18 protein-coding genes are annotated in these 20086 nt (G+C 71.5%); 8 read left to right on the forward strand and 10 right to left on the reverse strand.

Annotation, left to right across the window (positions count from 1 at the left end; translation table 11 throughout):
• Positions 1 to 6: 6 nt before the first annotated feature.
• A complete protein-coding gene (locus QF032_RS15250) occupies positions 7 to 669 on the reverse strand; it encodes an ATP-binding protein (protein ID WP_307056220.1) in 663 nt (220 codons plus the stop codon).
• 200 nt (positions 670 to 869) lie between these two features.
• Here QF032_RS15250 and QF032_RS15255 point away from each other — a divergent pair, with 200 nt between their 5' ends.
• The 4 genes from QF032_RS15255 to QF032_RS15270 all read left to right on the forward strand — a co-directional run bounded on the left by QF032_RS15255 (position 870) and on the right by QF032_RS15270 (position 3889).
• Positions 870 to 1715 carry a helix-turn-helix domain-containing protein gene (locus QF032_RS15255; protein ID WP_307056221.1) on the forward strand — a complete coding sequence of 282 codons (846 nt, stop codon included), beginning with the start codon at positions 870 to 872 and terminating at the stop codon, positions 1713 to 1715.
• Positions 1715 to 1912: a DUF397 domain-containing protein gene (locus QF032_RS15260; protein WP_307056222.1), complete on the forward strand. Its 198-nt coding sequence runs from the start codon at positions 1715 to 1717 to the stop codon at positions 1910 to 1912. The genes QF032_RS15255 and QF032_RS15260 overlap by 1 nt, the downstream gene beginning before the upstream one ends.
• A 244-nt stretch (positions 1913 to 2156) precedes the next feature.
• Positions 2157 to 2801 carry an RNA polymerase sigma factor gene (locus QF032_RS15265; RefSeq protein ID WP_307060268.1) on the forward strand — a complete coding sequence of 215 codons (645 nt, stop codon included), beginning with the start codon at positions 2157 to 2159 and terminating at the stop codon, positions 2799 to 2801.
• Positions 2798 to 3889, forward strand: a complete 1092-nt coding sequence (locus tag QF032_RS15270; protein ID WP_307056223.1) for a CU044_5270 family protein — start codon at positions 2798 to 2800, stop codon at positions 3887 to 3889. Before QF032_RS15265 ends, QF032_RS15270 begins: the two co-directional genes overlap by 4 nt.
• Positions 3890 to 4224: 335 nt before the next feature.
• Here the strand turns inward: QF032_RS15270 and QF032_RS15275 are convergent, their stop codons facing one another.
• Positions 4225 to 5088 (reverse strand): alpha/beta fold hydrolase, encoded by an 864-nt coding sequence (locus tag QF032_RS15275; RefSeq protein WP_307056224.1) that lies wholly within the window; start codon positions 5086 to 5088, stop codon positions 4225 to 4227.
• A 112-nt stretch (positions 5089 to 5200) separates the two neighbouring features.
• On the opposite strand from QF032_RS15275, the gene QF032_RS15280 reads away from it, so the two are divergent.
• Positions 5201 to 5503 (forward strand): hypothetical protein, encoded by a 303-nt coding sequence (locus QF032_RS15280; protein WP_307056225.1) that lies wholly within the window; start codon positions 5201 to 5203, stop codon positions 5501 to 5503.
• A 158-nt stretch (positions 5504 to 5661) separates the two neighbouring features.
• Here the strand turns inward: QF032_RS15280 and QF032_RS15285 are convergent, their stop codons facing one another.
• Complete coding sequence (locus QF032_RS15285) at positions 5662 to 6720, reverse strand: hypothetical protein (protein WP_307056226.1); 1059 nt, start codon at positions 6718 to 6720, stop codon at positions 5662 to 5664.
• Between the two features lie 195 nt (positions 6721 to 6915).
• On the opposite strand from QF032_RS15285, the gene QF032_RS15290 reads away from it, so the two are divergent.
• Entirely contained in the window at positions 6916 to 8463 is a 1548-nt protein-coding gene (locus tag QF032_RS15290; protein ID WP_307056227.1) for an alginate lyase family protein, read from the forward strand.
• Between the two features lie 116 nt (positions 8464 to 8579).
• Here the strand turns inward: QF032_RS15290 and QF032_RS15295 are convergent, their stop codons facing one another.
• The gene (locus QF032_RS15295; protein WP_307043299.1) at positions 8580 to 10103 is read right to left on the reverse strand and encodes an MFS transporter; all 1524 of its coding nucleotides are present in this window, start codon (positions 10101 to 10103) and stop codon (positions 8580 to 8582) included.
• 65 nt (positions 10104 to 10168) lie between these two features.
• Positions 10169 to 11530, reverse strand: coding sequence for a DUF445 domain-containing protein (locus tag QF032_RS15300; RefSeq protein ID WP_373430344.1), 1362 nt, complete (start codon positions 11528 to 11530; stop codon positions 10169 to 10171).
• Between the two features lie 185 nt (positions 11531 to 11715).
• On the opposite strand from QF032_RS15300, the gene QF032_RS15305 reads away from it, so the two are divergent.
• The gene (locus QF032_RS15305) at positions 11716 to 13074 is read left to right on the forward strand and encodes an SGNH/GDSL hydrolase family protein (protein ID WP_307056229.1); all 1359 of its coding nucleotides are present in this window, start codon (positions 11716 to 11718) and stop codon (positions 13072 to 13074) included.
• A gap of 222 nt (positions 13075 to 13296) precedes the next feature.
• Here the strand turns inward: QF032_RS15305 and QF032_RS15310 are convergent, their stop codons facing one another.
• From QF032_RS15310 to QF032_RS15325, 4 genes are all read right to left on the reverse strand, one after another.
• Positions 13297 to 14127, reverse strand: a complete 831-nt coding sequence (locus tag QF032_RS15310) for a DUF1707 SHOCT-like domain-containing protein (RefSeq protein WP_307056230.1) — start codon at positions 14125 to 14127, stop codon at positions 13297 to 13299.
• Positions 14128 to 14136: 9 nt separating this feature from the next.
• On the reverse strand, positions 14137 to 15234 hold the full coding sequence (locus QF032_RS15315; protein WP_373430345.1) for an ABC transporter ATP-binding protein: 1098 nt from the start codon (positions 15232 to 15234) through the stop codon (positions 14137 to 14139).
• A complete protein-coding gene (locus tag QF032_RS15320) occupies positions 15192 to 15956 on the reverse strand; it encodes an ABC transporter permease (protein ID WP_307050110.1) in 765 nt (254 codons plus the stop codon). The genes QF032_RS15315 and QF032_RS15320 overlap by 43 nt, the downstream gene beginning before the upstream one ends.
• A 157-nt stretch (positions 15957 to 16113) precedes the next feature.
• Positions 16114 to 16830: an ABC transporter permease gene (locus QF032_RS15325; RefSeq protein WP_307056232.1), complete on the reverse strand. Its 717-nt coding sequence runs from the start codon at positions 16828 to 16830 to the stop codon at positions 16114 to 16116.
• A gap of 312 nt (positions 16831 to 17142) precedes the next feature.
• On the opposite strand from QF032_RS15325, the gene QF032_RS15330 reads away from it, so the two are divergent.
• The gene (locus QF032_RS15330; RefSeq protein ID WP_307056233.1) at positions 17143 to 19569 is read left to right on the forward strand and encodes a transglycosylase domain-containing protein; all 2427 of its coding nucleotides are present in this window, start codon (positions 17143 to 17145) and stop codon (positions 19567 to 19569) included.
• A 121-nt stretch (positions 19570 to 19690) separates the two neighbouring features.
• On the opposite strand, the gene QF032_RS15335 is transcribed toward QF032_RS15330, so the two are convergent.
• On the reverse strand, positions 19691 to 19993 hold the full coding sequence (locus QF032_RS15335; protein ID WP_373430472.1) for a GroES family chaperonin: 303 nt from the start codon (positions 19991 to 19993) through the stop codon (positions 19691 to 19693).
• Positions 19994 to 20086 lie beyond the last annotated feature (93 nt).

A 20086-nucleotide genomic window follows, 5' to 3' on the forward strand; every position in this document is an offset into this window, starting at 1 on the left:
CGCAGCTCAGGCAGAACTCCTGGCTTCTGCCTCAAAGTGCGTCTGCACCCGGTCGAGGAAGTCGTCCGCGTCCCGGCCGTGCGTGTGAAGCCAGTGGAGGAGGTCGGCGATGATGTCGATCGCCGCTTCCTCCGCTCGGGCCAGGCTCAGCCGCTGGGAGCCGACGAGCATGGCGTCCCGTGTCTCCTCTCCCCTATAGACGTCCAACAGCCCTTCGGCTCCATTCACGCGTGGATCGTCGTGCGTCGAGGGCGACAGGTCCGGCTCCGCCGCCAACTCGCACCAGGTGACTTTCCGATTGGCGCGGGGCTCGACACCCCAGCGAACGGCCATGGCGTCGATGAGGGCCATCCCACGGCCGCCTTCGGATTCAGCTCCCGCCTGGAGCAGGGTGGGGAGAGCTCGAGTGTCCGGGTCCTGGATCTCGATCCGAACATGACGACCGTTCATGGCGACCGAGAGAGTCGTGGGCGTCCCCGGCCCCACGTGCGTGATGACGTTGGAAAGCATCTCGGTCACGCAGAGTTGAGCGGTCTCGATCACTCCAGGGAGCCCCCACAGCCCCAGATGGAGGCGCATCAGCCGACGGAGCGACGCCGCCTCCTCCGCTTCCGCCACGAAGGCGATGCTCCACGGCTTCCTCAGCGTGCGCTGGTCGTTGTGCACCATGGCGAGACCTCCCGACGAGACGCCGATTGCTCCATGCAATCGGCTACATACCGAGAGTTGCATTGAAACTCTCAAAATGGAACTCTCATCTCAAGCGGGAAGGAGTGCGGAACCCGGCAACGCGCCCCCGCGCACGCCGTCTTGTCCCCGCGCTCCGACAACCAGCACGATCTATCCGACCCACACGAAGGGCCTTGGACATGGCAGTTGGACCCACTACCCGCAGACGCCAACTCGGTGCCGCCCTGCGTCGTCTGCGCGAGGCAAAGGGACTTCCCCTGGAAGAGGCGGGCGCACGCGTGGGGATTTCCAAGGCGACTCTGAGCCGTTACGAGACCAAGGAGGGCATCGTCAAGTGGCCAGCGGTCGATGCCCTGTGCCGCGAGTACGAGGCGTCCGAGGAAGAACGGCTGGCCTTGGTCGAACTCGCCAAGGGAGCCAAGATCCAGGGTTGGTGGCGATCACTGGCCGACCCCATCCCGGATTCCATGAATCTCATGCTGACACTCGAGGACGAGGTCGTCCGCGAGGACCATTACGCCTGCATGTACATCCCGGGCCTTCTCCAGACGCGCGCCTACGCCGAGGCCGTACATCGGGCCTCGGAGGTGCGGTGCTCAGAGCAGGAGGTTCAGCACATGGTCGACATCCGCATGAAGCGGCAGGAACTGTTGGACCGGGAGGAGCCGCCTCACCTCTGGTGCGTAGTTGACGAGGCCGCGCTACGACGCCGGGTGGGCGGCAACGACGTCATGCGGGACCAACTCCGCCACCTACTTGCCGCATCCCAACGTCCCCATGTGACCGTCCAGGTACTGCCGTTCTCCCAGGGGGCGCACGCAGCAGCCGTCGGCAGCTTCGCCATACTCCGAGGCCCGTCCAGGGAGTTGGACGTGGTGTACGTGGACCTGATCGGCGGTGGACTGTTCATGGAGAAGCCGCGAGAACTGGAGCGCTATAGGTTGGCGTTCGAGTACCTCAGCGCGCAGGCGCTCGACCTGGAGTCTTCAGCCGAGATGGTTGACCGCATAAGCAAGGAGTCCTGATGACCTCGCCCTCCCCGCACGAATGGTTCAAGTCCTCCTACAGCGGCGGCAGCGGGACCGAGTGCGTTGAGTGCGTGCAAAGGGAGGACGGCACCCTCGTTCGCGACTCCAAGCAGGAAAGCGGCCCGCTCATAGCCGTACAGCACCGGGCCTGGCTCGCCTTTCTGCGGGCCCTCCAGCGGGGCAATTGGGCTTGAGCTTGGCACCAACGCCCCGGCGACACCACGGTTGAGGCGCTCCCTGTCAGGCAATAGGACGGCGCAGGACAAATCCTGACCGGCCGGCCAGCGGGTTGGGCGACGCCGCTACGCCGCCGACTCGGCGGTCCTGGATCATGGGGGTGTGATCGACGCCACGGGAACTGGCTCCTCCGTTCGGAGAGGTTTCTGTGTGAGTTCCAGCGAAGACGTCGAAGGGGCCGAGGACGACGACGGCCGTCGGTTGCGGGTGCGGGTGCGAGGTGGGGAGCGGGAGGCGTTCGCCGAGCTGTACGAGCGGTACGCCACCGTCGTCTATCAGCATGCCCTGCGGTTGACCGGGAACTGGTCGGTGGCCGAGGAGGTCATGTCGGAGACGTTTCTCGCCGCTTGGCGGGGGCGGGAGGCCGTGGAGGCGGACGGGGGGTCGTTGCGGCCCTGGTTGTTCGGGATCGCGACCAACAAGGCGCGCAACGCCGACCGGAGTCTGCGGCGGCGGCTGGCGTTTCTCGCGCGCCGGGCCGAGGCCGGGGGCGAGGAGGTCGTCGGGGACTTCGCCGAGGGTCTCGTCGGGCGGATCGACGACGCGCGGCGGCTCGCCGAGGTGCGGCGGGTGCTGGGGCGGTTGCGGCGGCAGGAGCGGGAGGTCATCGCGCTGTGCGTGTGGGGCGGGCTCGACTACGCGCAGGCCGCCGAGGCGCTCGGGGTGCCGGTGGGGACCGTCCGGTCCCGGTTGTCCCGGGCGCGGAAGCGGCTGCGGGAGATCGTCGACGGGGAGGCGCGGCGTTCCGGATCAGTGGAACGGCGGGCGGAACTCCGGGGGCGTCGCGGAGAGGTGGAGAGTGAGACCGCGTTCGCGGTCCTGCCCATTCAGGAGGAAGCCCGATGAACTCCCCGGAGGAACTCGAGGAGCTGGCACGGCTGTTGCCGTCCGACCCCGTCGAGCGGGGGCTGCCGCCTGAGCGTCACTCCCACCACAAGGATCTACTGATGCAGCTCATCGATCGCGACGCGACCGCCGCGGCTCCGTCCCGGCCCCACCCCTTCTCGCGACCCCGCCGCCTCTCCCGGCCCGTGCTGCTCACCGCCTGCGTCGCCGTCGCGGTGGCCGCCACGTTGACCGTGGGGCTGGCCGACGGGCGGCAGGAGGCGGGGCGCGGTCACAGCGCGACCGCCACCCCCGGCAGCGGCGGGCACGGCGAGGACGGCGGTCGCGGCACCGGCGGGGACAGCGGTCGCGGTGCCGTCGTCACGCTCGACCGGATCGCCGCCGTCGCCCTGCGCACGGACGTCGAGCCGGTGCGGGACAGCCAGTACGTGTACGTGCGCACCCGGGTCGCCGAGAACGAGGCCGACTGGGAGCAGCCGGTGCGGCCCGGTTCCCTGCACGACCGGGAGACGTGGTTCTCGCAGGACCGGAAGCCGCTGACCGAGTACGGCATGACGCGCGAGAACGGGAAGGACTACCCGATCAGGATTCTGGTGCCGGAGGGCTCCGCGGGCGAGGCGGCCGGCATCGACCGGCCCACCTACGCCTGGCTCGCCTCCCTGCCCACCGATCCGGCCGCGCTGCTGCGGCGGATCTACGCCGAGACGCCCGTCGGGGACGGCGAGGACCGCGACCAGGCCGTGTTCGACCGGATCGGCGGGCTCGTCCGGGAGCAGGTCATGCCGTCCGCCACGGCCGCCGCGATCTACCGGGCCACCGCGCGGATTCCCGGCGTGACCGAGGTCGACGACGCCGTGGACGCGGCGGGCCGGTACGGCATCGCCATCGCCCGGGAGGACACGAAGACGGGCCTGCGGACCGAGTGGATCTTCGACCCCGGCACCCTCGAGTACCTCGGTGAGCGGACGGTCCTCAGCCGGAACTCCGCGATGGGCGCGGCGGGAACGGTGTTCGACACCCGGGCCGTCCTGGAACGGGCCGTCGTCGACCGGAAGGGCGCACGACCGGGACCGGACTCACGGTCCTAGACGTGCACGACCGGGCCCGGACTCACGGTCCTGGACGCGCACGACCGGGACCGGACTCACGATCCTGGACGCGCACGACCGGGACCGGACTCACGATCCTGGACGCGCACGACCGGGACCGGACTCACGATCCTGGACGCGCACGACCGGGACCGGACTCACGATCCTGGACGCGCACGACCGGGACCGGACTCACGATCCTGGAGGGGCGTGACCCGGGCAGCCTCGCGCTCCGGGACGGGCGGGCCTTGTCCCGGCACGGGGGACGCATGCCGGGAACGGGTTTCCGTGGCGAAGCCTTTCCCCGTGGCCGGTCGTGACGCTGACGCCTCGCGTCAAAGGGTGCGGTCATCGACCGCTCGTCCAGCGGCCAGGAAGGCGGTCACCCTCTCGTGCAGGGCGGCCGGGCGGTCCAGGTGGACGTCGTGGCCGGCGTCCGGGAGGACGGTCAGGCTCGTCCCGGACGGTCTGCGGGTGCGCATCTCCGTGTGCTCCGCCGCCGGCATCGTGCCCCGCTCGCCGCGCACGACCAAGGTCGGGCAGGTCACCCGGGACCACTGCTCCCAGTAGTCCTCCGTGGCGAGTTCGGCGACCGCCGCGACCATCGTGCCGCGGTCCACCCGGGCGTGGCCGGTGCCGTCCTCGCGCCAGTCCAGGCCGCGTGCCCACGCCTCGTGGCCCAGAATGGCGGCAGCCTGGCCGAAGCTCGTGAACGGGGTCGGCCAGCTGTCCAGCCAGGCTCCTATCTGCGCCGGCAGTTCCGGGTTCCGGCCCTGCGGACCCGCCTCCACCAGGATCAGGGCGGAGACGCGGGACGGGTGGGCCGCCGCCGCCAGCAGAGCCGTCAGGCCGCCAAGGGACTGGCCCAGGAGGATCGCCGGGGGCAGCGCGAGCGCGTCCATGAGGGTCACGACGTCCCGTACGGCCGCCGCCCTCGTCATGTCCGCCGGGACGCGCGTGCTCGCCCCGTGGCCCCGGGCGTCGTGACGCACCACGCGGTGTCCGTCGGCGAGGAGACGGGCGGTCAGGTCGTCCCATTCGCCGAGGTGGCCCGCGAGGCCGTGCAGAAGCAGGACGGGGGGTGGCGGTGCGGCCTCCGCCGTGTCCGCTGCGTCCGGCACGGTGGAGGCAGGGGGCTTCTCGTCGGCGTACGTGAGCGTCGTGCCGTCGGGCGTGGTGAGGGTGCTAAGGGCGGGCAACTCGGGGTCCGTTCTCGCTGGGGGGGGGCGACGGGCTCGGGCTTCGGGCGGTGGGACGGGGCGGGTTAGCCTCGGGGGCGAGCTTGACGTTCAGGGCGAGGAGGCGGCAGACATGGCGAAGGTTCCCAGTGCGGTGATCGCGGCGGGCGGGCTGGTCGGCGGGTACGCCGTGGCCCGGTGGACGCGGCAGCGGCCGCTGGGCGGGGCCGTCCTCGCCGTCGCGGGGGCCGCGGCCGCGCGGCAGTGGCGGCAGCAGGCCGGCGGGAAGGCCGCGGGGGCGTTGAGCGCCGCATACGTGGCCGCCTTCGCGGCGTCGCATCCGCTGGCGAAGAGGGTGGGCGCCTGGCCGTCGGTGTTCGGGGTGGCGGGGGCCGTGGCGCTGGCCTCGTGGGCGGTCGCCGACCGCCGCGGGTGAGGTGCCGGGCCGCCTGACCACCGGGCCGGCTGTCCGCCGGTCCGCAGCCCGCCGACCGACGCCGGCCGACCGGTCGGCGCCGACCGGCCGCCGGAGGCACAGCCTCCTGAGCTCTACGGGTGCTACGGGTGCTACGGGTGCTACGGGTGCTACCGGTGCTACCGGGAGTACGGCGAGTTCGGGGCGGGCGACGGGTATGACGGGTACTGCGGCACCGGCGCATAGGTCTGCCCCGTGAGGTGGGTCTGCCCCGGGAGAGCGGGCGGGACCGGGAAGTGGGGCGCTCCCGGTGCGTACGTCGGCGCCGGTGCGTATCCAGATACCGGCGCTTGCGCAGGCTCCGGCGCGTACGTCGGCTCCGGCACGTACGTCGGCTCCGGCGCGTACGTCGGCTCCGGTATCCCGCCTCGGCCCAGTGCCGAGCCCATCGTCACGCCGTAGCGGTGCCTCAGCCGTCGTATCTCCCAGACCGACAGGGCCGTCACCGAGAGCGGGCCGCCCAGCAGGAAGGCGAGGCGGACCAGTGGCGGGGCGGCCACCTCGGGGCCGTCGGAGTAGCTCAGCGCGAACAGCGCCCACACCAGGAACGGCGAGATCAGCGCGGGCAGCAGATCGTGGACGTCGCCGACCCGGAAGCATGAGTTGAGCGCGAACACCCCGGCGGCCAACGTGAACACCGCCACCACGGCCAGGACGATCCCGCCGATCAGCATCACGATGACGAACACCAGGAACGACGCGAGCCAGGCGAGGAAACCGGCGTCCCGGAGGTCCGCCCACGGGATGATCTCCGCGTGCAGCAGCTTCACGCCCAGCAGGACGCCGCCGCCGCACACGCCCGCGCCGAGCGCGATGACGCCGAGCGCCGTGCCGGGGCCGGTGAGCCGCCGGACGTAGACGCCGCGCAGCGACGGGCGGGCCATGCCGATGAAGACGCTCAGGGTGATCAGTCCGGCGACCAGGGCGATCCCGCAGCCGACGACGACGTCCATCACCTTGCCGAGGAGGATGTCCTCGCCGCTCTCGGCCAGCGGGTAGGCGAACAGCAGTCCCGCCGACGCCGCCACGCCCGCCCAGGTGCGACCGGACTGGAGGCGCTGGACGACCGGGTCCCCGACGCGGTCGGGGCGGGACGCGGCCGCCAGCGCGGCGGCGGCGGCGAGCGGGCTGGGCGCGGCGCGCAGCCTGGACGACAGAGTCGGCTGACGGGTGTGCACGGTGACGTCTCCCCCGAGTACGTGACGGTGGTTCACGTGTTCGCACGTGCCACGGCGGGACACCTTATCCGACCCTTACCCGCCCGGTGATCAGACCCCCGCCGGCCTTCACCGGATCAGCCCGCGACGGCCTTTCGGGCGGCTGCCCGAGGTCCGGTTTTCGTTATCGGGCCCGTCCTCGCCCGTCTCCGCTGCATGCATCTGAACCGACCTCGACAGGACGGCGTCGTCACCCGCCGGAGCATGCTGAAGGCCGCGGGCGTGGTCGCCGGGGCGGCCGCCGTCGGTGTCGCCGCGGCCCCGTCGGCGACCGCGGCCGGCTACATCCACCCCGGGCTCCTGCACACCGGCGCGGACCTGGCCCGGATGGCCGCCAAGGTGAAGGCCGGCGTCGCGCCCTACACGGCCGGATACGCCCGGCTCACCGCCAACCGGCATGCGCAGAGCGGCTGGACGGCCAACCCGCAGGCGACCGTGTACCGCGGCGGAGGCTCACCCCAGAACTACGCGGCCCTCTACCACGACCTGCACGCCGCCTACCAGAACGGCCTGCGGTTCCACGTGAGCGGCGAGCGCGCCTACGCCGACACCGCCGTCGCGATCCTCAACGCCTGGTCCGCGACACTGACGTCCCTCGAGGGCTCCGCCGACCGGTTCCTCGCGGCCGGGCTCTACGGCTACCAGGCCGCCAACGCCGCCGAACTCGTGCGCGACCACGCCGGCTTCGAGCTCGAACGCTTCCAGAAGACGCTGACCACCGTCTTCTCCCCGCTCAGCGAGAGCTTCCTCGTCGGGCACAACGGCGCCGTGGTCACCAACTACTGGCCCAACTGGGATCTCGCCGCCATGGCCTGCGTCCTCGCCGCCGGCATCTTCTGCGACGACGGCGCCAGGGTGGAGCAGGCCGTCGAGTACTTCAAGAACGGCTCCGGGCTCGGCGCCGTCCGGAAGGCCATCCCGGTCGTGCACGACGACGGCCTCGGCGAGTGGCTGGAGGCCGGGCGCGACCAGGGCCACGCGCTGCTCGGCGTCGGTCTGATGGGCACGTTCTGCGAGATGGCCTGGAACCAGGGCATCGACCTGTACGGCTACGACGACAGCCGTTTCCTCAAAGGCGCCCAGTACGTGGCCAGATGGAGCCTCGGCGGCGACGTCGGCTACACCGCCAACACCCGCCGCAAGGGCGCGGTCGGCGGTTGGTCGGGGACGGAGACCGCGCACCGAGCGGCCGGCGTCGACCCGGCGATGAGCCGGCCGATCTGGGCGATGATCGCCAACCATTACACCAAGCGCCGGGGACTCTCCGCCCCCTACCTCACCCGTGCCGCCGCCAAGGCCGCGCCCGAGGGCGGCGGCGGGGACTACGGCCCCAACAGCGGCGGATACGACCAACTCGGCTTCGGCACCCTGACGTTCACCCGCGACCGGGGCCCGGACGGGGGCCGGGGCCGGTCAGCAGCGGCCGGGGCGTCCGGTTCCGGCGGATCGGGCGGGGCCCCGGCCCCGGCGGCGGGCTCGTCCGCCACGACGTCGCCGGCGGGCGCGGCGGGCCGCGGCGCTCAGGCGTCCCCCGACGGCCGCGCCTCCGCGAACGACACCGCCGCCGCAGGGCGCGGCGGCGGTCTCGCCACCACGGGCGCCGCCGACCTCGCCGCCTGGAGCGCCGCCACCGGGATCACCGCCGTGGCCGGCGGCTTGCTGCTGCTGCGCCGCCGGGGACGCGCACGGGAGTCGGCCGAGTAGCTCGCGGGGCCATGCACCCGCAGGTCAGCCACCGCGAGGCCGGGCGCCGGGCGGGGCAGCTCGGGCCGCCCCCGCCCGGCCCGCCGGGGTTCACCCGGTCGGAGCTCCGGCGCGGCTCAGGCGGTCGCCTTCCGCGCGCCGCCGTCGCCCGACTTTGTGGCCTCGTGGGCCTTCGTCGCCGCCGCCGTCAAAGGCTGGGCGATGTCCTCCAGGGAGCGTCGCTCGGCCTTGACCGCGAGGAACGCCGCGACCAGGCCCGCCAGGCACATCAGGGTCGCGCCGATGGAGAAGGCGAGGACCGTGTCGCCGACCTTGCCCGTGTCGGTGAGCTTGGCGAACAGCAGGGGGCCGCTGATGCCGCCGGCGGCGGTGCCGAGGGCGTAGAAGAAGGCGATGGACATCGCGCGGGTCTCCATCGGGAAGACCTCCGACACCGTCAGATAGGCGCTCGACGCGCCCGCCGAAGCGAAGAACAGCACCGCGCACCAGCAGGCCGTCATCGTCGTCGCGTTGAGCGCACCCTGGTCGAACAGCCAGGCCGTGCCGAACAGCAGCGCACCGGACAGCAGATACGTCGAGGAGATCATCACCCGTCGGCCGACCGTGTCGAACAGCTTGCCCAGCAGCAGCGGGCCGCAGAAGTTGCCGATCGCGATGACGGCGAAGTAGTAGCCGGTGTTGCCGCTCGGCACGTCGAAGAACCTGGTCAGGATCGCGCCGAAGCCGAAGGTGATCGCGTTGTAGAGGAACGCCTGCCCGATGAAGAGGGAGAAGCCGAGGACCGAGCGGCGCCGGTAGTCGGAGAACACCGTGCGGGCGATCTCGACGAAGGACACGCTGCGGCGCTGGTGGATGGTCAGCTCGCCCTCGGCCCGCGGCAGCCGCTCCCCCCGGTCCGACTCGATCTGCCGCTCGATCGCACCGACGATGTCCTCGGCCTCCCGGTCCCTGCCGTGGATCAGCAGCCAGCGCGGACTCTCCGGGACGTGCCGCCGTACGAGCAGGATCACCAGGGCGAGGACGGCGCCCAGCGCGAACGTCAGCCGCCAGCCCACGTCCGCCGCGAAGATGTCCGTGTTCAGCGCGACGATCGACAGCAGCGAACCGGCGACCGCGCCCAGCCAGAAACTGCCGTTGATGATCAGGTCGACGCGGCCCCGGTACTGCGCCGGGATCAGCTCGTCGATCGCCGAGTTGATGGCCGCGTACTCGCCGCCGATGCCGAAGCCGGTGAGGAACCGGAACAGCAGGAACCACCAGGTGTCGAAGGAGATCGCGGTCAGGGCGGTGGCCGCCAGATACACCGCGAGGGTGATCATGAACAGCTTCTTGCGTCCCCACTTGTCGGTCAGCCGGCCCCAGAACAGGGCGCCCGCGCAGGCGCCGGCCACATACAGCGCCGCCGCGATGCCGGTGACCTGACCGGAGGTGATGGGCAGACCGCTGCCCGGCTCCGACAGCCGGGCGGCGATGTTCCCGACGACGGTGACCTCCAGGCCGTCCAGGATCCACACCGTGCCGAGTCCGAAGACGATGGTCCAGTGCCAGCGCGACCACGGCAGCCGGTCGAGGCGGGCGGGGATGTCGGTGGTGATCGTGCGGTCTCTCTCGGTCGGCACGGCCGCTTCTGCGCTGGTCATGGGCTCCCTCCTCGGCATGCTCCTCATCGAGCGGAACGCGGTGCGGGTGCCCGCGGCCGACGCCTTTAAGCCCCGAGCGAGCGCGCCACGGTGTAGATCAACAGCCCGGCCAGCGAACCCACCACCGTGCCGTTGATCCGGATGAACTGCAGGTCACGGCCGATGTTGGCCTCGATCTTGCGCGTCGTGTGCTCCGCGTCCCAGCCCGCCACGGTGTCGGTGATCAGGGAGGTGATCTCACGCCGGTACGTCGTCACGACGTGCACGGCCGCGCCCTCCACCCAGCTGTCGACCTTCTCCTGCACCTTGGGCTCGGTCGCCATCCGCGCCCCCAGCGACAGCAGCGAGGCCCGCACCCGCAGCCGCAGCTCGCTGCGCTCGTCCTCCGCGGCCGCCACGATCATGGAGCGGACGGCCGTCCAGACCGACGCGATCAGGTCCTGCACCTCGCCCCGGCCCAGCACCTCGCCCTTGAGCCGCTCCACCCGCGCACGCGTGTCCGTGTCGGACTGCAGATCGGTGGCGAAGTCCCCGAGGAAACGGTCCAGGGCGCCCCGAGCCGGGTGGGAGGGCATGTCCCGCATCTCCGCGCAGAACCGCAGCAACTCCTTGTAGACGCGTTCACCGATCCGCTTGTCGACGAACCGGGGCGTCCAGCCGGGCGCGCCGCCCTGCACCGCGTCCATCACCGAGTCGGCGTGCAGCTCCAGCCAGTCGTGCGCCCTGGACACCACCAGGTCCACGGCCCGCCGGTGGCCGCCGTCCCCGACGATCCGCTCCAGCAGCTTCCCGATGCCCGGCGCGATCTCCTGCGCGTCGGCGCGCCGGGTGATCGCCTCGCCGACCACCGCCTGGACGTCCGCGTCGCGCAGCACCGTCAGCGCGCCGCGCAGGGCCGTCGCCAGCTCCGCCGTCACCCGGTCGGCGTGCTCCGGCTCGGCCAGCCAGGCGCCCAGCCGGGTGCCGATGCCCACCGACCGCAGCCGCTGCCGCACCACGTCCTCGGAGAGGAAGTTCTCCCCGACGAACTCACCCAGCGAGACGCCCAGCTGGTCCTTCTTGTTCGGGATGATCGCCGTGTGCGGGATGGGCAGGCCGAGCGGATGACGGAACAGGGCGGTCACCGCGAACCAGTCGGCGAGCGCACCGACCATGCCCGCCTCCGCGGCCGCCGCCACATAGGACGCCCACGGGCCCGCCCCCCGATGCGCGGCCCACTCGGCGAGGACGTACACCACGGCCACGAACAGCAGAAGCCCCGCCGCGGTGAGCTTCATCCGGCGCACCCCGCGCCGCTTCTCCTCGTCGGCGGCGCTGAACACGGTCATCGCGCGCGCCGCCCCGGCACCGGCCGCCCCGCCGCCCGCCGGTCCCGCCGGTTCCTCCGTACGATCCATCCGCTCCACCCGTTCCGATCGGCCGTGCACCGCCGGCGTTCCGCACACTGATAATGGTCCCTGCCTGACCGACTCCTGGAACGGAACAAGAGTTCCCGTCGTCTGTCAGACGGGGGAGCTCGACGGTGAACTCCTGCATGAACGCGTGCCCCGTCGGCGCACGCACGCATCATCCGGAGCAGCACCGCTCCCCTCACGAGGAGAACCACACCCGCATGACCGCCAAGCACCATGGTTATGCCCTGCTGGCGGCGATCGCCGCCTTCGTCGTGGGCGTGTCCGCCGCCATATACGTCAGCGTCGCCTCCCGCGACGGCGCCGGCTCCGGGAGCCGCTCCGCCGGGAACACGGTCGCCGTGGGCCCCGGCCCGGGCAACGCGGCGCCCGTCTCCACCGGCGTGTGGGTCGGGGCCTGGGCCGCGGCCCCGGCCGGCGGGGAACCGGGCACCGACACCGACGGCATGGCCGGCCGCACCGTCCGCAACGTCGTGCACACCGGCGTCGGCGGCACCAGCGCCCGGATCACGCTCTCCAACCTGTACGGCAGCGGACCGCTGAGCGTCACCCACGCCACGCTCGCCGTCGCCGCCGCCGCCGACGACAGCGCCGCCGCGGACCCCGCCACCCTGCGCCGGCTCACCTTCGGCGGATCCACCACCGTCGTCGTCCCGGCCGGCGGGCAGGCCGTCAGCGACGCCGTCGCCGTCGCCGTCCCGCACGACGCCGACATCCTGGTCAGCACCTACTCCCCCACCTCCGCCGGCCCGGTCACCTACCACCCGCGCGCCCGGCAGACCAGCTACGTCGCCGCCGGCGAGTCCACCGAGGACGTCACCGGCGCCACGTTCACCTCGACCAGCCTCTACTGGCGCTACCTGACCGCGCTGGACGTGCTCAGCAACGAGGCCGACGGCACCGTCGTCGCCTTCGGCGACTCCATCACCGACGGCGTCACCTCCACCGCAGGCGAGAACCGCCGCTGGCCCGACGTCCTCGCCGGCCGGCTGCGCACGGCGCTCACCACCGGCGGGTCCGCCGACGGCGACATTCCCCGCTACGGCGTCGTCAACGCGGGCATCAGCGGCAACCGGGTCCTGGTCGACGACCCGCTGCGCGGCGCCAGCGGCCTCCACCGCTTCGACCGGGACGTCCTCGACCGGACGAACGTGAAGGCCGTCGTCATCGACCTCGGCATCAACGACATCCTGCGCGACCCGAACCCCGCCGGCCCGCAGGCGATCGTGGCCGGCCTGCGCACCCTCGTCGACCGCGCCCACGCCCGCGGCGTCCGAGTCGTCGGCGCCACCCTCACCCCGTTCCGCGGCCACCGCGGCTACACCGACGCCCGCGAGCGCGTCCGGCAGTCGGTCAACGCGGCGATCCGGGCGGGCGACCTGTTCGACGAGGTCGTCGACTTCGACAAGGCGCTGCGCGACCCTTACGACCCGCGCAGCCTGCGTTCCGAGTACGACTCCGGGGACCATCTGCACCCCAGCGACCGCGGCTACCGGACGATGGCGCGCACCCTCGACCTGAGCGAACTCACCGGCCCGGCCGCCCCCGCCCGCCTCTGACGACCACCGGCGCCCAGCCGGCGCCCCGGCGCTCGCCACGCCCTCCGGTGACCACGCCCTTCCGGTCACCACGCCCTTCCGGTCACCACGACGAACGGCCGCCACGGCGGCCGACTGCCACTGCCACCGGCTGTCACGGGGACCGGCGGCTGTCGCCGCCACCCGCTGCCACAGATACGACCGGCCTCCACGGCAGGCGGCGCCGACGCCGCGCAGCCCCGCCTACTCCTCGCGGCGGCGCTCCCGCCGCTCCTCCCTGCGGCCGCGCTCCTGCCCGAGCCCGCGACCGTGCCCGTGTCCCCGCAGCAGGTCCTTGTGGCCCTCCAGCATCCGCCGGTGCGCCTCCTGCACGTCGTCGCGGAAGGCTGCGTGCACCTCGCGCCGCGCAGCCTTGCGGTCCAGCTTCTCCTGCCGCCGGGCGGCCCGCGTCCTCTTGCGCTCCACGCCGACCCCGCCCCAGAAAGCGAACCCGGTCACCACCACCCGCGGGGCCCCCGGCTCGCCCACCACACCGCTCTCCCGCTGGTCGAAACCGCCCATCACACCGATGCCGCGCACCACGACCTCCACCCCCGGCGGCACCGTGATCTGCACCCCGCCCATGACGGCGAAACAGTTGATCTCGACCTCCCCGGCCGAGAAGTCCGCCTCCCGCAGGTCGATCTCCCCGCCGCCCCAGAAGGCGACGCAGGTGAACCGCCGCGGCACCGTCCAGCGGCCCTTGCGCTGGAAGCCCGACATCACCGCCACCGCCCACGTCGACGAACCCTCGCCGCCCACGATCCGCCCGGCCCAACTCCCGTCCTGCGACGGCTCCTTGTGCAACGACACCACAGGCGGCGGCGCAACCGCCCCGGGCACCGGCAGATCACGCGTGACCGGCGCCAACTCCCGGTACGTGCGCGCCGCGTAGGTCTGCTCGAGCCGCTCCTCGAACTCCGCCATGTCCAGACGGCCCTCGGCGACCGCGTCGCGCAACACCTCGGCGACCCGCTCACGATCGGCGTCGGAGGCACGGAGGTCCGAACGGTCCGGGACTGCGTCGTCGGTCATACCGGCAGCCTACGAGTTCCCGGCCCCCGGCACTACGGTCTCCCGCTCCCCGGAGGCCCCGCCGCCGCCCCCGTCCCCGGCGTCCGCCCCACCGCCGTCCCCAGCCCCGTACAGCATCCTGGCGATCACCGCCTCGATGTCCGGCTCCCGCACCGACAGGTCCACCAGCGGATACTCCGCCGCGATCCGCGCCACCAGCGCCGCCGCCGACCCCGACGCCGGAAACGCCAGCCACTGACGCGGACCCTCCACCCGCACCACCCGCGCCGCGTCCCCGGCGTCGATCGGCGGCGACTCCCGCTCCAGATCCACCACCAGCGTCCGCTCGCTCTCACCCACCTCGTGCAGCCCCGCCAGCGCGCCGTCGTACACCAGGCGCCCGTGGTCGATGACCATGACCCGCGAACACAACTGCTCGATGTCCTGCAGATCATGGGTGGTCAGCAGCACCGTCGTACCCCGCTCGACGTTCAGCTCGCGCAGGAACTCCCGCACCCGCGCCTTCGACACCACGTCCAGACCGATCGTCGGCTCGTCCAGATACAGCACCTCGGGATCGTGCAGCAACGCCGCCGCGATGTCACCGCGCATCCGCTGCCCCAGCGACAACTGCCGCACCGGCACCTCCAACAGGGCCGACAGATCCAGCAGTTCCACCAGCCGGTCGAGGTTCTCGCGGTAACGCCCGTCCGGGATGCGGTACATGCGGTGCATCAGCCGGTACGAATCGATCAGCGGCAGATCCCACCACAACGTCGTCCGCTGCCCGAACACCACTCCTATCCGGTGCGCCAGCCGCGTCCGCTCCCGCGACGGATCGATCCCCGCCACCCGCAGCCGGCCACCGCTCGGCGTCAGGATGCCCGTCAGCATCTTGATCGTCGTCGACTTCCCCGCACCGTTCGGCCCGATGTAACCGACCATCTCCCCCCGCGCCACCGTGAACGACAGCCCGTCCACCGCCCGCACCTGCCGCCGTTCACGCCTGAGGAACCCCGTCCTCCTGCGCACGTCGAAGACCTTCTCGACCCGGTCCACCTCGATGAAAGCGTCCTCGGTCACACTCAACTCCCCGTACTCCGATACGACCTCAGTCCCACCCGCCACGCCAGCCCCGCCGCCGCGGCGCACGCCAGCGCCGCCACCGGCGAGGCGAACGCCGCCCACCCCGGCAACCCCAACGGATACGGCCGCCCCAGCACATACGCCGCCGGCACCCAGTTGACGAACGCCAACGGCAGCACGAACGTCACCGAACGCACCAACTCCTTGCCGAACACCGTCGGCGGATACTGCAACAACGTCTGCCCGCCGTACGTGAACGCGTGCTGCACCTCCGCCGCGTCCTGCGCCACGAACTGGAACGCCGCACCCGCCACGAACACCGCCGAGAAGATCACCCCACCGCACACCAGCATCACCGGCACCAGCAGCACCTTCACCGGCGTCCACGCCACATCCAGCGACACCAGCGCCCACCCCAGCACCAGACCGCCCTGCATGATCCGCGCCACCCTGCGCAACGCGAAGCGATCCGCCGCCGCCTGCGCCAACACCGGAGCCGGCCGCACCAGCAACATGTCCAGCGTCCCGTCACGCACGCGCGTACCCAGCCGTCCCGCCGAACCGATCGCCAGATCCGCCACCCCGAACGACGTCGCCGACAACCCGTACAGCAACGCGATCTCCGGCAACGCGTACCCGCCCAACACCTCCACCCGCGAGAACATCAACAAGATCGCGACAAAGTCCAGCCCCGTCACCAGCAGCCCGGTCAGCACCGTCACCGCGAACGACACCCGGTACGTCAACGTCGAACGCACCCACATCCCGGCGATCAACCGGTACGCCCGCAACCCCTCCACCAGCCGACCGCCCTCCGCCGGCCGAGCACCCTCCGCGGGCCTGCCGCCCTCCGCGGGCCGGGCACCCTCCGCAGGCCTGCCGCCCTCCGCCGGCCGCCCGCGCTCCGCGACACCGCCGCCCTCACCCACCCTGCACCACCACCCGCCGCGTCGCCGCCCCCTGCACCCACCGGCCCACCGCCAGCAGCACCACCGCCCACCCCGCCTGGAACGCGAACGCCGACCACACGCCCACCCGCCCCATCAGCACGTCCGCCGGCGTCTGCAACAACGCCGACCACGGCAACAGCATCACGATGTCCCCCAACGGCTGCGGAAACGCGTTCAACGGCAACGCCATCCCCGAACAGAACAACCCCATGATCATCAACATCTGCAACGCCCCCGTCCCGTCCAGCAGCCAGAACCCGCTCAACGCCACCAGGAACCGGATCGCGTAACTCACCACCATCGCCAGCGCCACCGCCACCAGGAACGCCAGCCACACCCCCGCCTCGTCCGGCAACGCCGTCGGAAAGAACAACGCCCCGAACACGAACGGGATCACCCCGCGCCCCAGCAACTGGAACAACGCCCGCCCCAGATCCGTCGCCAGCCACCACGCCTGAAGATCGGCCGGCCGGTACAGGTCCACCGCCACCTCACCCGTGCGGATCCGCTCGATCAGATCCGTCTCGAAACCGCCGCCCTGGATCGCCAGCGTCGCGAACAACGCCTGCCCCAGCCACACGTACGTCACCGCCTGCGCCTGGTCATAACCCCCCAGGTGCGGCCGCTCGTCCCACAACGCCAGATATGTGTAGACGAGGATCAGGCCGAAAACAGTGTTCGTGAACACCCCCGCAGCCGTCGCCACCCGGTACGTCGCGTACCTTCGGAAGCCCCCCGCCGCGACGGCCGCGTACAACCGCGCCGTTCCCAAGGCAACCCTCCTCCTCGCCCAGTAGTCACCTGGGTGCCCCCTGCGACACCGAAACGCAGGAGCCTAGTGCGCCGCCCCCGCCGCATGCCACGCGTTTTCCGGCACAACACGCGCGGATTGTCGGGAACGGAACGCACGGTGCGAGAGTCTTCAACAGGGGCGCAGAGAAATAACGAGGCGTACGAGACGTACGGGCACGTACGACGCGAAACAGGAGTCCGGCAACACATGAGCGACGAGCCGCAGCCGCAACAGCCGACCGAGGGCACCGCCCCCGGAGAGCCCGAGGCGGGTGACGGAGGGAGCGACAAGAAGGTGAAGCGACCCAAGCGCACCGGCTGGCGCCGCCTGCTGCCCACCTGGCGGATGGTGCTCAGCACGTTCGTACTCGGCGTCCTGCTCCTCGCCGGCCTGTTCTTCCTCGGCTACTCCATGGTCAAGATCCCGCCGGCCAACGCCCTCGCCACCAAGCAGTCCAACGTCTACCTCTACGCCGACGGCACCGAGATCGCCCGCGACGGCAAGGTCAACCGCGAGAACGTCGGCCTCGCCCAGATCTCCAAGGACGCCCAGCACGCCGTCCTCGCCGCCGAGGACCGCGACTTCTACACCGAGTCCGCCATCGACCCCAAGGCGATGCTGCGGGCCGGCTGGAACACCGCCACCGGCAAGGGCAAGCAGTCCGGCTCCACGATCACCCAGCAGTACGTGAAGAACTACTACCTCGCGCAGGAACAGACCGCCACGCGCAAGGTGAAGGAGTTCTTCATCTCGATCAAACTCGACCGCGAGAAGTCCAAGGACGACATCCTCGAGGGCTACCTCAACACCAGCTACTTCGGCCGCAACGCCTACGGCATCCAGGCCGCCGCCAAGGCCTACTACGGCGTCGACGCCCTCAAGCTCACCCCCGCCCAGGGCGCCTACCTCGCCGCCCTCGTCAACGCGCCCAGCGAGTACGACGTCATCGCCCACCCCGAGAACCGCAAGGCCGCCGAAGCCCGCTGGAACTACGTCCTCGACGGCATGGTCACCAAGGGCTGGCTCACCGCGTCCCAGCGCACCGGCATGAAGTTCCCCGGCCCCAAGGAGACCTCCGGCGCCGACAACGGCATGTCCGGACAGCGCGGCTACCTCGTCAACGCCATCAAGGACTACCTGCGCGACAACAAGATGGTCACCCAGGCGGAACTCGACGCCGGCGGCTACCGCATCACCACCACCCTCGACAAGAAGAAGCAGGACGCCTTCGTCGACGCCGTCAACGACCAGTTGATGAAGAAGCTCGACAAGAAGAACCGCAAGGTCGACACCTACGTCCGCGCCGGCGGAGCCGCCGTCGAGCCCAAGACCGGCAAGATCCTCGCCCTGTACGGCGGCGTCGACTACGTCAAGCAGTACACCAACAACGCCACCCGCCAGGACTTCCAGGTCGGCTCCACCTTCAAGCCGTTCGTCTTCACCTCCGCCGTCCAGAACGACTCCACCACCCAGGACAACCGCCGGATCACCCCCAACACGATCTACGACGGAACCAACAAACGCCCCGTCCAGGGCTGGTCAGGCCCCGTCTACGACCCCGAGAACGAGGACTACGTCAACTACGGCGACATCAACGTGCGCACCGCCACCGACAAGTCCGTCAACTCGGTGTACGCGCAGATGGCCGTCGACGTCGGCCCGGCCAAGGTCAAGCAGACCGCCATCGCCCTCGGCCTGCCCACCGACACCCCCGACCTGCAGCCCTACCCCTCCATCGCCCTCGGCACCGCCAACGCCAGCGTCCTCGACATGGCGCAGGCCTACGCCACCCTCGCCAACCACGGCAAGCACGGCATGTACACGATGATCAGCAAGGTCACCAAGGACGGCTCCGACGTCGTGGAACTGCCCGCGTACAAGGCCTCCCAGGCCGTCAGCCGCGAAGCCGCCGACACCACCACCTCCGTCCTGCGCAGCGTCGTCCAGAACGGCACCGCCAGGAAGGCCCAGGCCGTCGGCCGCCCCGCCGCCGGCAAGACCGGCACCGCCGAAGACGACCAGGCCGCCTGGTTCGCCGGCTACACCCCCGACCTCGCCACCGTCGTCGCCGTCATGGGCCAGGACCCGGTCACCGCACACCACAAGTCCCTCAAGGGCGCTCTCGGCCTGCCCCGCATCAACGGCGGCGACGCCCCCACCCAGATCTGGGCCCAGTTCACCGAGGAAGCCCTCAAGGGCAGCTCCGCCAAGGACTTCGACCTCACCCTCCAGGAAGGCGGCGGCGACACCGCCTCCCCCTCCGACCCGGCCGACGACCCGGACGAGCCCTCCGACGACGACACCGGCGGCAGCACGCCGAGCGCCGGCACCAAGGGACAGACGCAGGGCCAGACCCAGGGCCAGAGCCAGGGCCAGACCGGCGGCGGCAGCACGACCAACGGCAACACCACCGGAGGCACCACCGGCACCACCGGAGGCGGCACCACCAACGGCGGCACGTCGACCGGCACCACCAACGGCGGCACGACGACCGACGGGACGACCAACGGCAGCAGCTCCGGCACCACCGACGGCAGCACCTCCAACGGCGGCGCCGACGGCGGAGGCGGCGACGCCGGCAACTCCACCGGCACCACCGTCGGCCCCCAGCTCACTCCCACCCGCCGCGAATGACCGCCGCCCCGCCGGCCCGGTGACCGCACCGCGGCGGCCGGTCGGTGACCGCCGGGGCCGGACCAAGGACACAACACAAAGGGCTGGTGACGACAGTCACCAGCCCTTTCCGGTCCCGCAATCAGAGATACAGCCCCGTCGAGTCCTGCGACCCCTCGAACCGGTCCGCGGCCACGGCGTGCAGATCGCGCTCCCGCATCAGCACATACGCCACGCCCCGCACCTCCACCTCCGCACGGTCCTCCGGGTCGTACAGCACACGGTCACCCGGCTCCACCGTCCGCACGTTCTGCCCCACCGCGACCACCTGCGCCCACGCCAGCCGACGACCGACGGCCGCGGTGGCGGGAATCAGAATCCCGCCACCCGAACGCCGCTCACCCTCACCGGCCTCCTGCCGCACGAGCACACGGTCGTGCAGCATCCGGATGGGCAGCTTGTCGTGCTGCGGATCGAGGTCGTCTCTCTTGGCGCTCACACCACTGAACCTACCTGCCCGCGACACGTCCGTGAGCGA

It is taken from the genome of Streptomyces achromogenes (assembly GCF_030816715.1).
In the GTDB taxonomy this organism is placed as follows: domain Bacteria; phylum Actinomycetota; class Actinomycetes; order Streptomycetales; family Streptomycetaceae; genus Streptomyces; species Streptomyces achromogenes_A.

Bases quoted from the DNA above. Each gene is read 5' to 3' on its own strand.
- QF032_RS15250 (WP_307056220.1), bottom strand. From the start codon at position 669: ATGGTGCACAACGACCAGCGCACGCTGAGGAAGCCGTGGAGCATCGCC.
- QF032_RS15255 (WP_307056221.1), top strand. From the start codon at position 870: ATGGCAGTTGGACCCACTACCCGCAGACGCCAACTCGGTGCCGCCCTG.
- QF032_RS15260 (WP_307056222.1), top strand. From the start codon at position 1,715: ATGACCTCGCCCTCCCCGCACGAATGGTTCAAGTCCTCCTACAGCGGC.
- QF032_RS15270 (WP_307056223.1), top strand. From the start codon at position 2,798: ATGAACTCCCCGGAGGAACTCGAGGAGCTGGCACGGCTGTTGCCGTCC.
- QF032_RS15280 (WP_307056225.1), top strand. From the start codon at position 5,201: ATGGCGAAGGTTCCCAGTGCGGTGATCGCGGCGGGCGGGCTGGTCGGC.
- QF032_RS15290 (WP_307056227.1), top strand. From the start codon at position 6,916: ATGCATCTGAACCGACCTCGACAGGACGGCGTCGTCACCCGCCGGAGC.
- QF032_RS15295 (WP_307043299.1), bottom strand. From the start codon at position 10,103: ATGACCAGCGCAGAAGCGGCCGTGCCGACCGAGAGAGACCGCACGATC.
- QF032_RS15305 (WP_307056229.1), top strand. From the start codon at position 11,716: ATGACCGCCAAGCACCATGGTTATGCCCTGCTGGCGGCGATCGCCGCC.
- QF032_RS15310 (WP_307056230.1), bottom strand. From the start codon at position 14,127: ATGACCGACGACGCAGTCCCGGACCGTTCGGACCTCCGTGCCTCCGAC.
- QF032_RS15320 (WP_307050110.1), bottom strand. From the start codon at position 15,956: ATGTGGGTGCGTTCGACGTTGACGTACCGGGTGTCGTTCGCGGTGACG.
- QF032_RS15330 (WP_307056233.1), top strand. From the start codon at position 17,143: ATGAGCGACGAGCCGCAGCCGCAACAGCCGACCGAGGGCACCGCCCCC.
- QF032_RS15335 (WP_373430472.1), bottom strand. From the start codon at position 19,993: ATGCTGCACGACCGTGTGCTCGTGCGGCAGGAGGCCGGTGAGGGTGAG.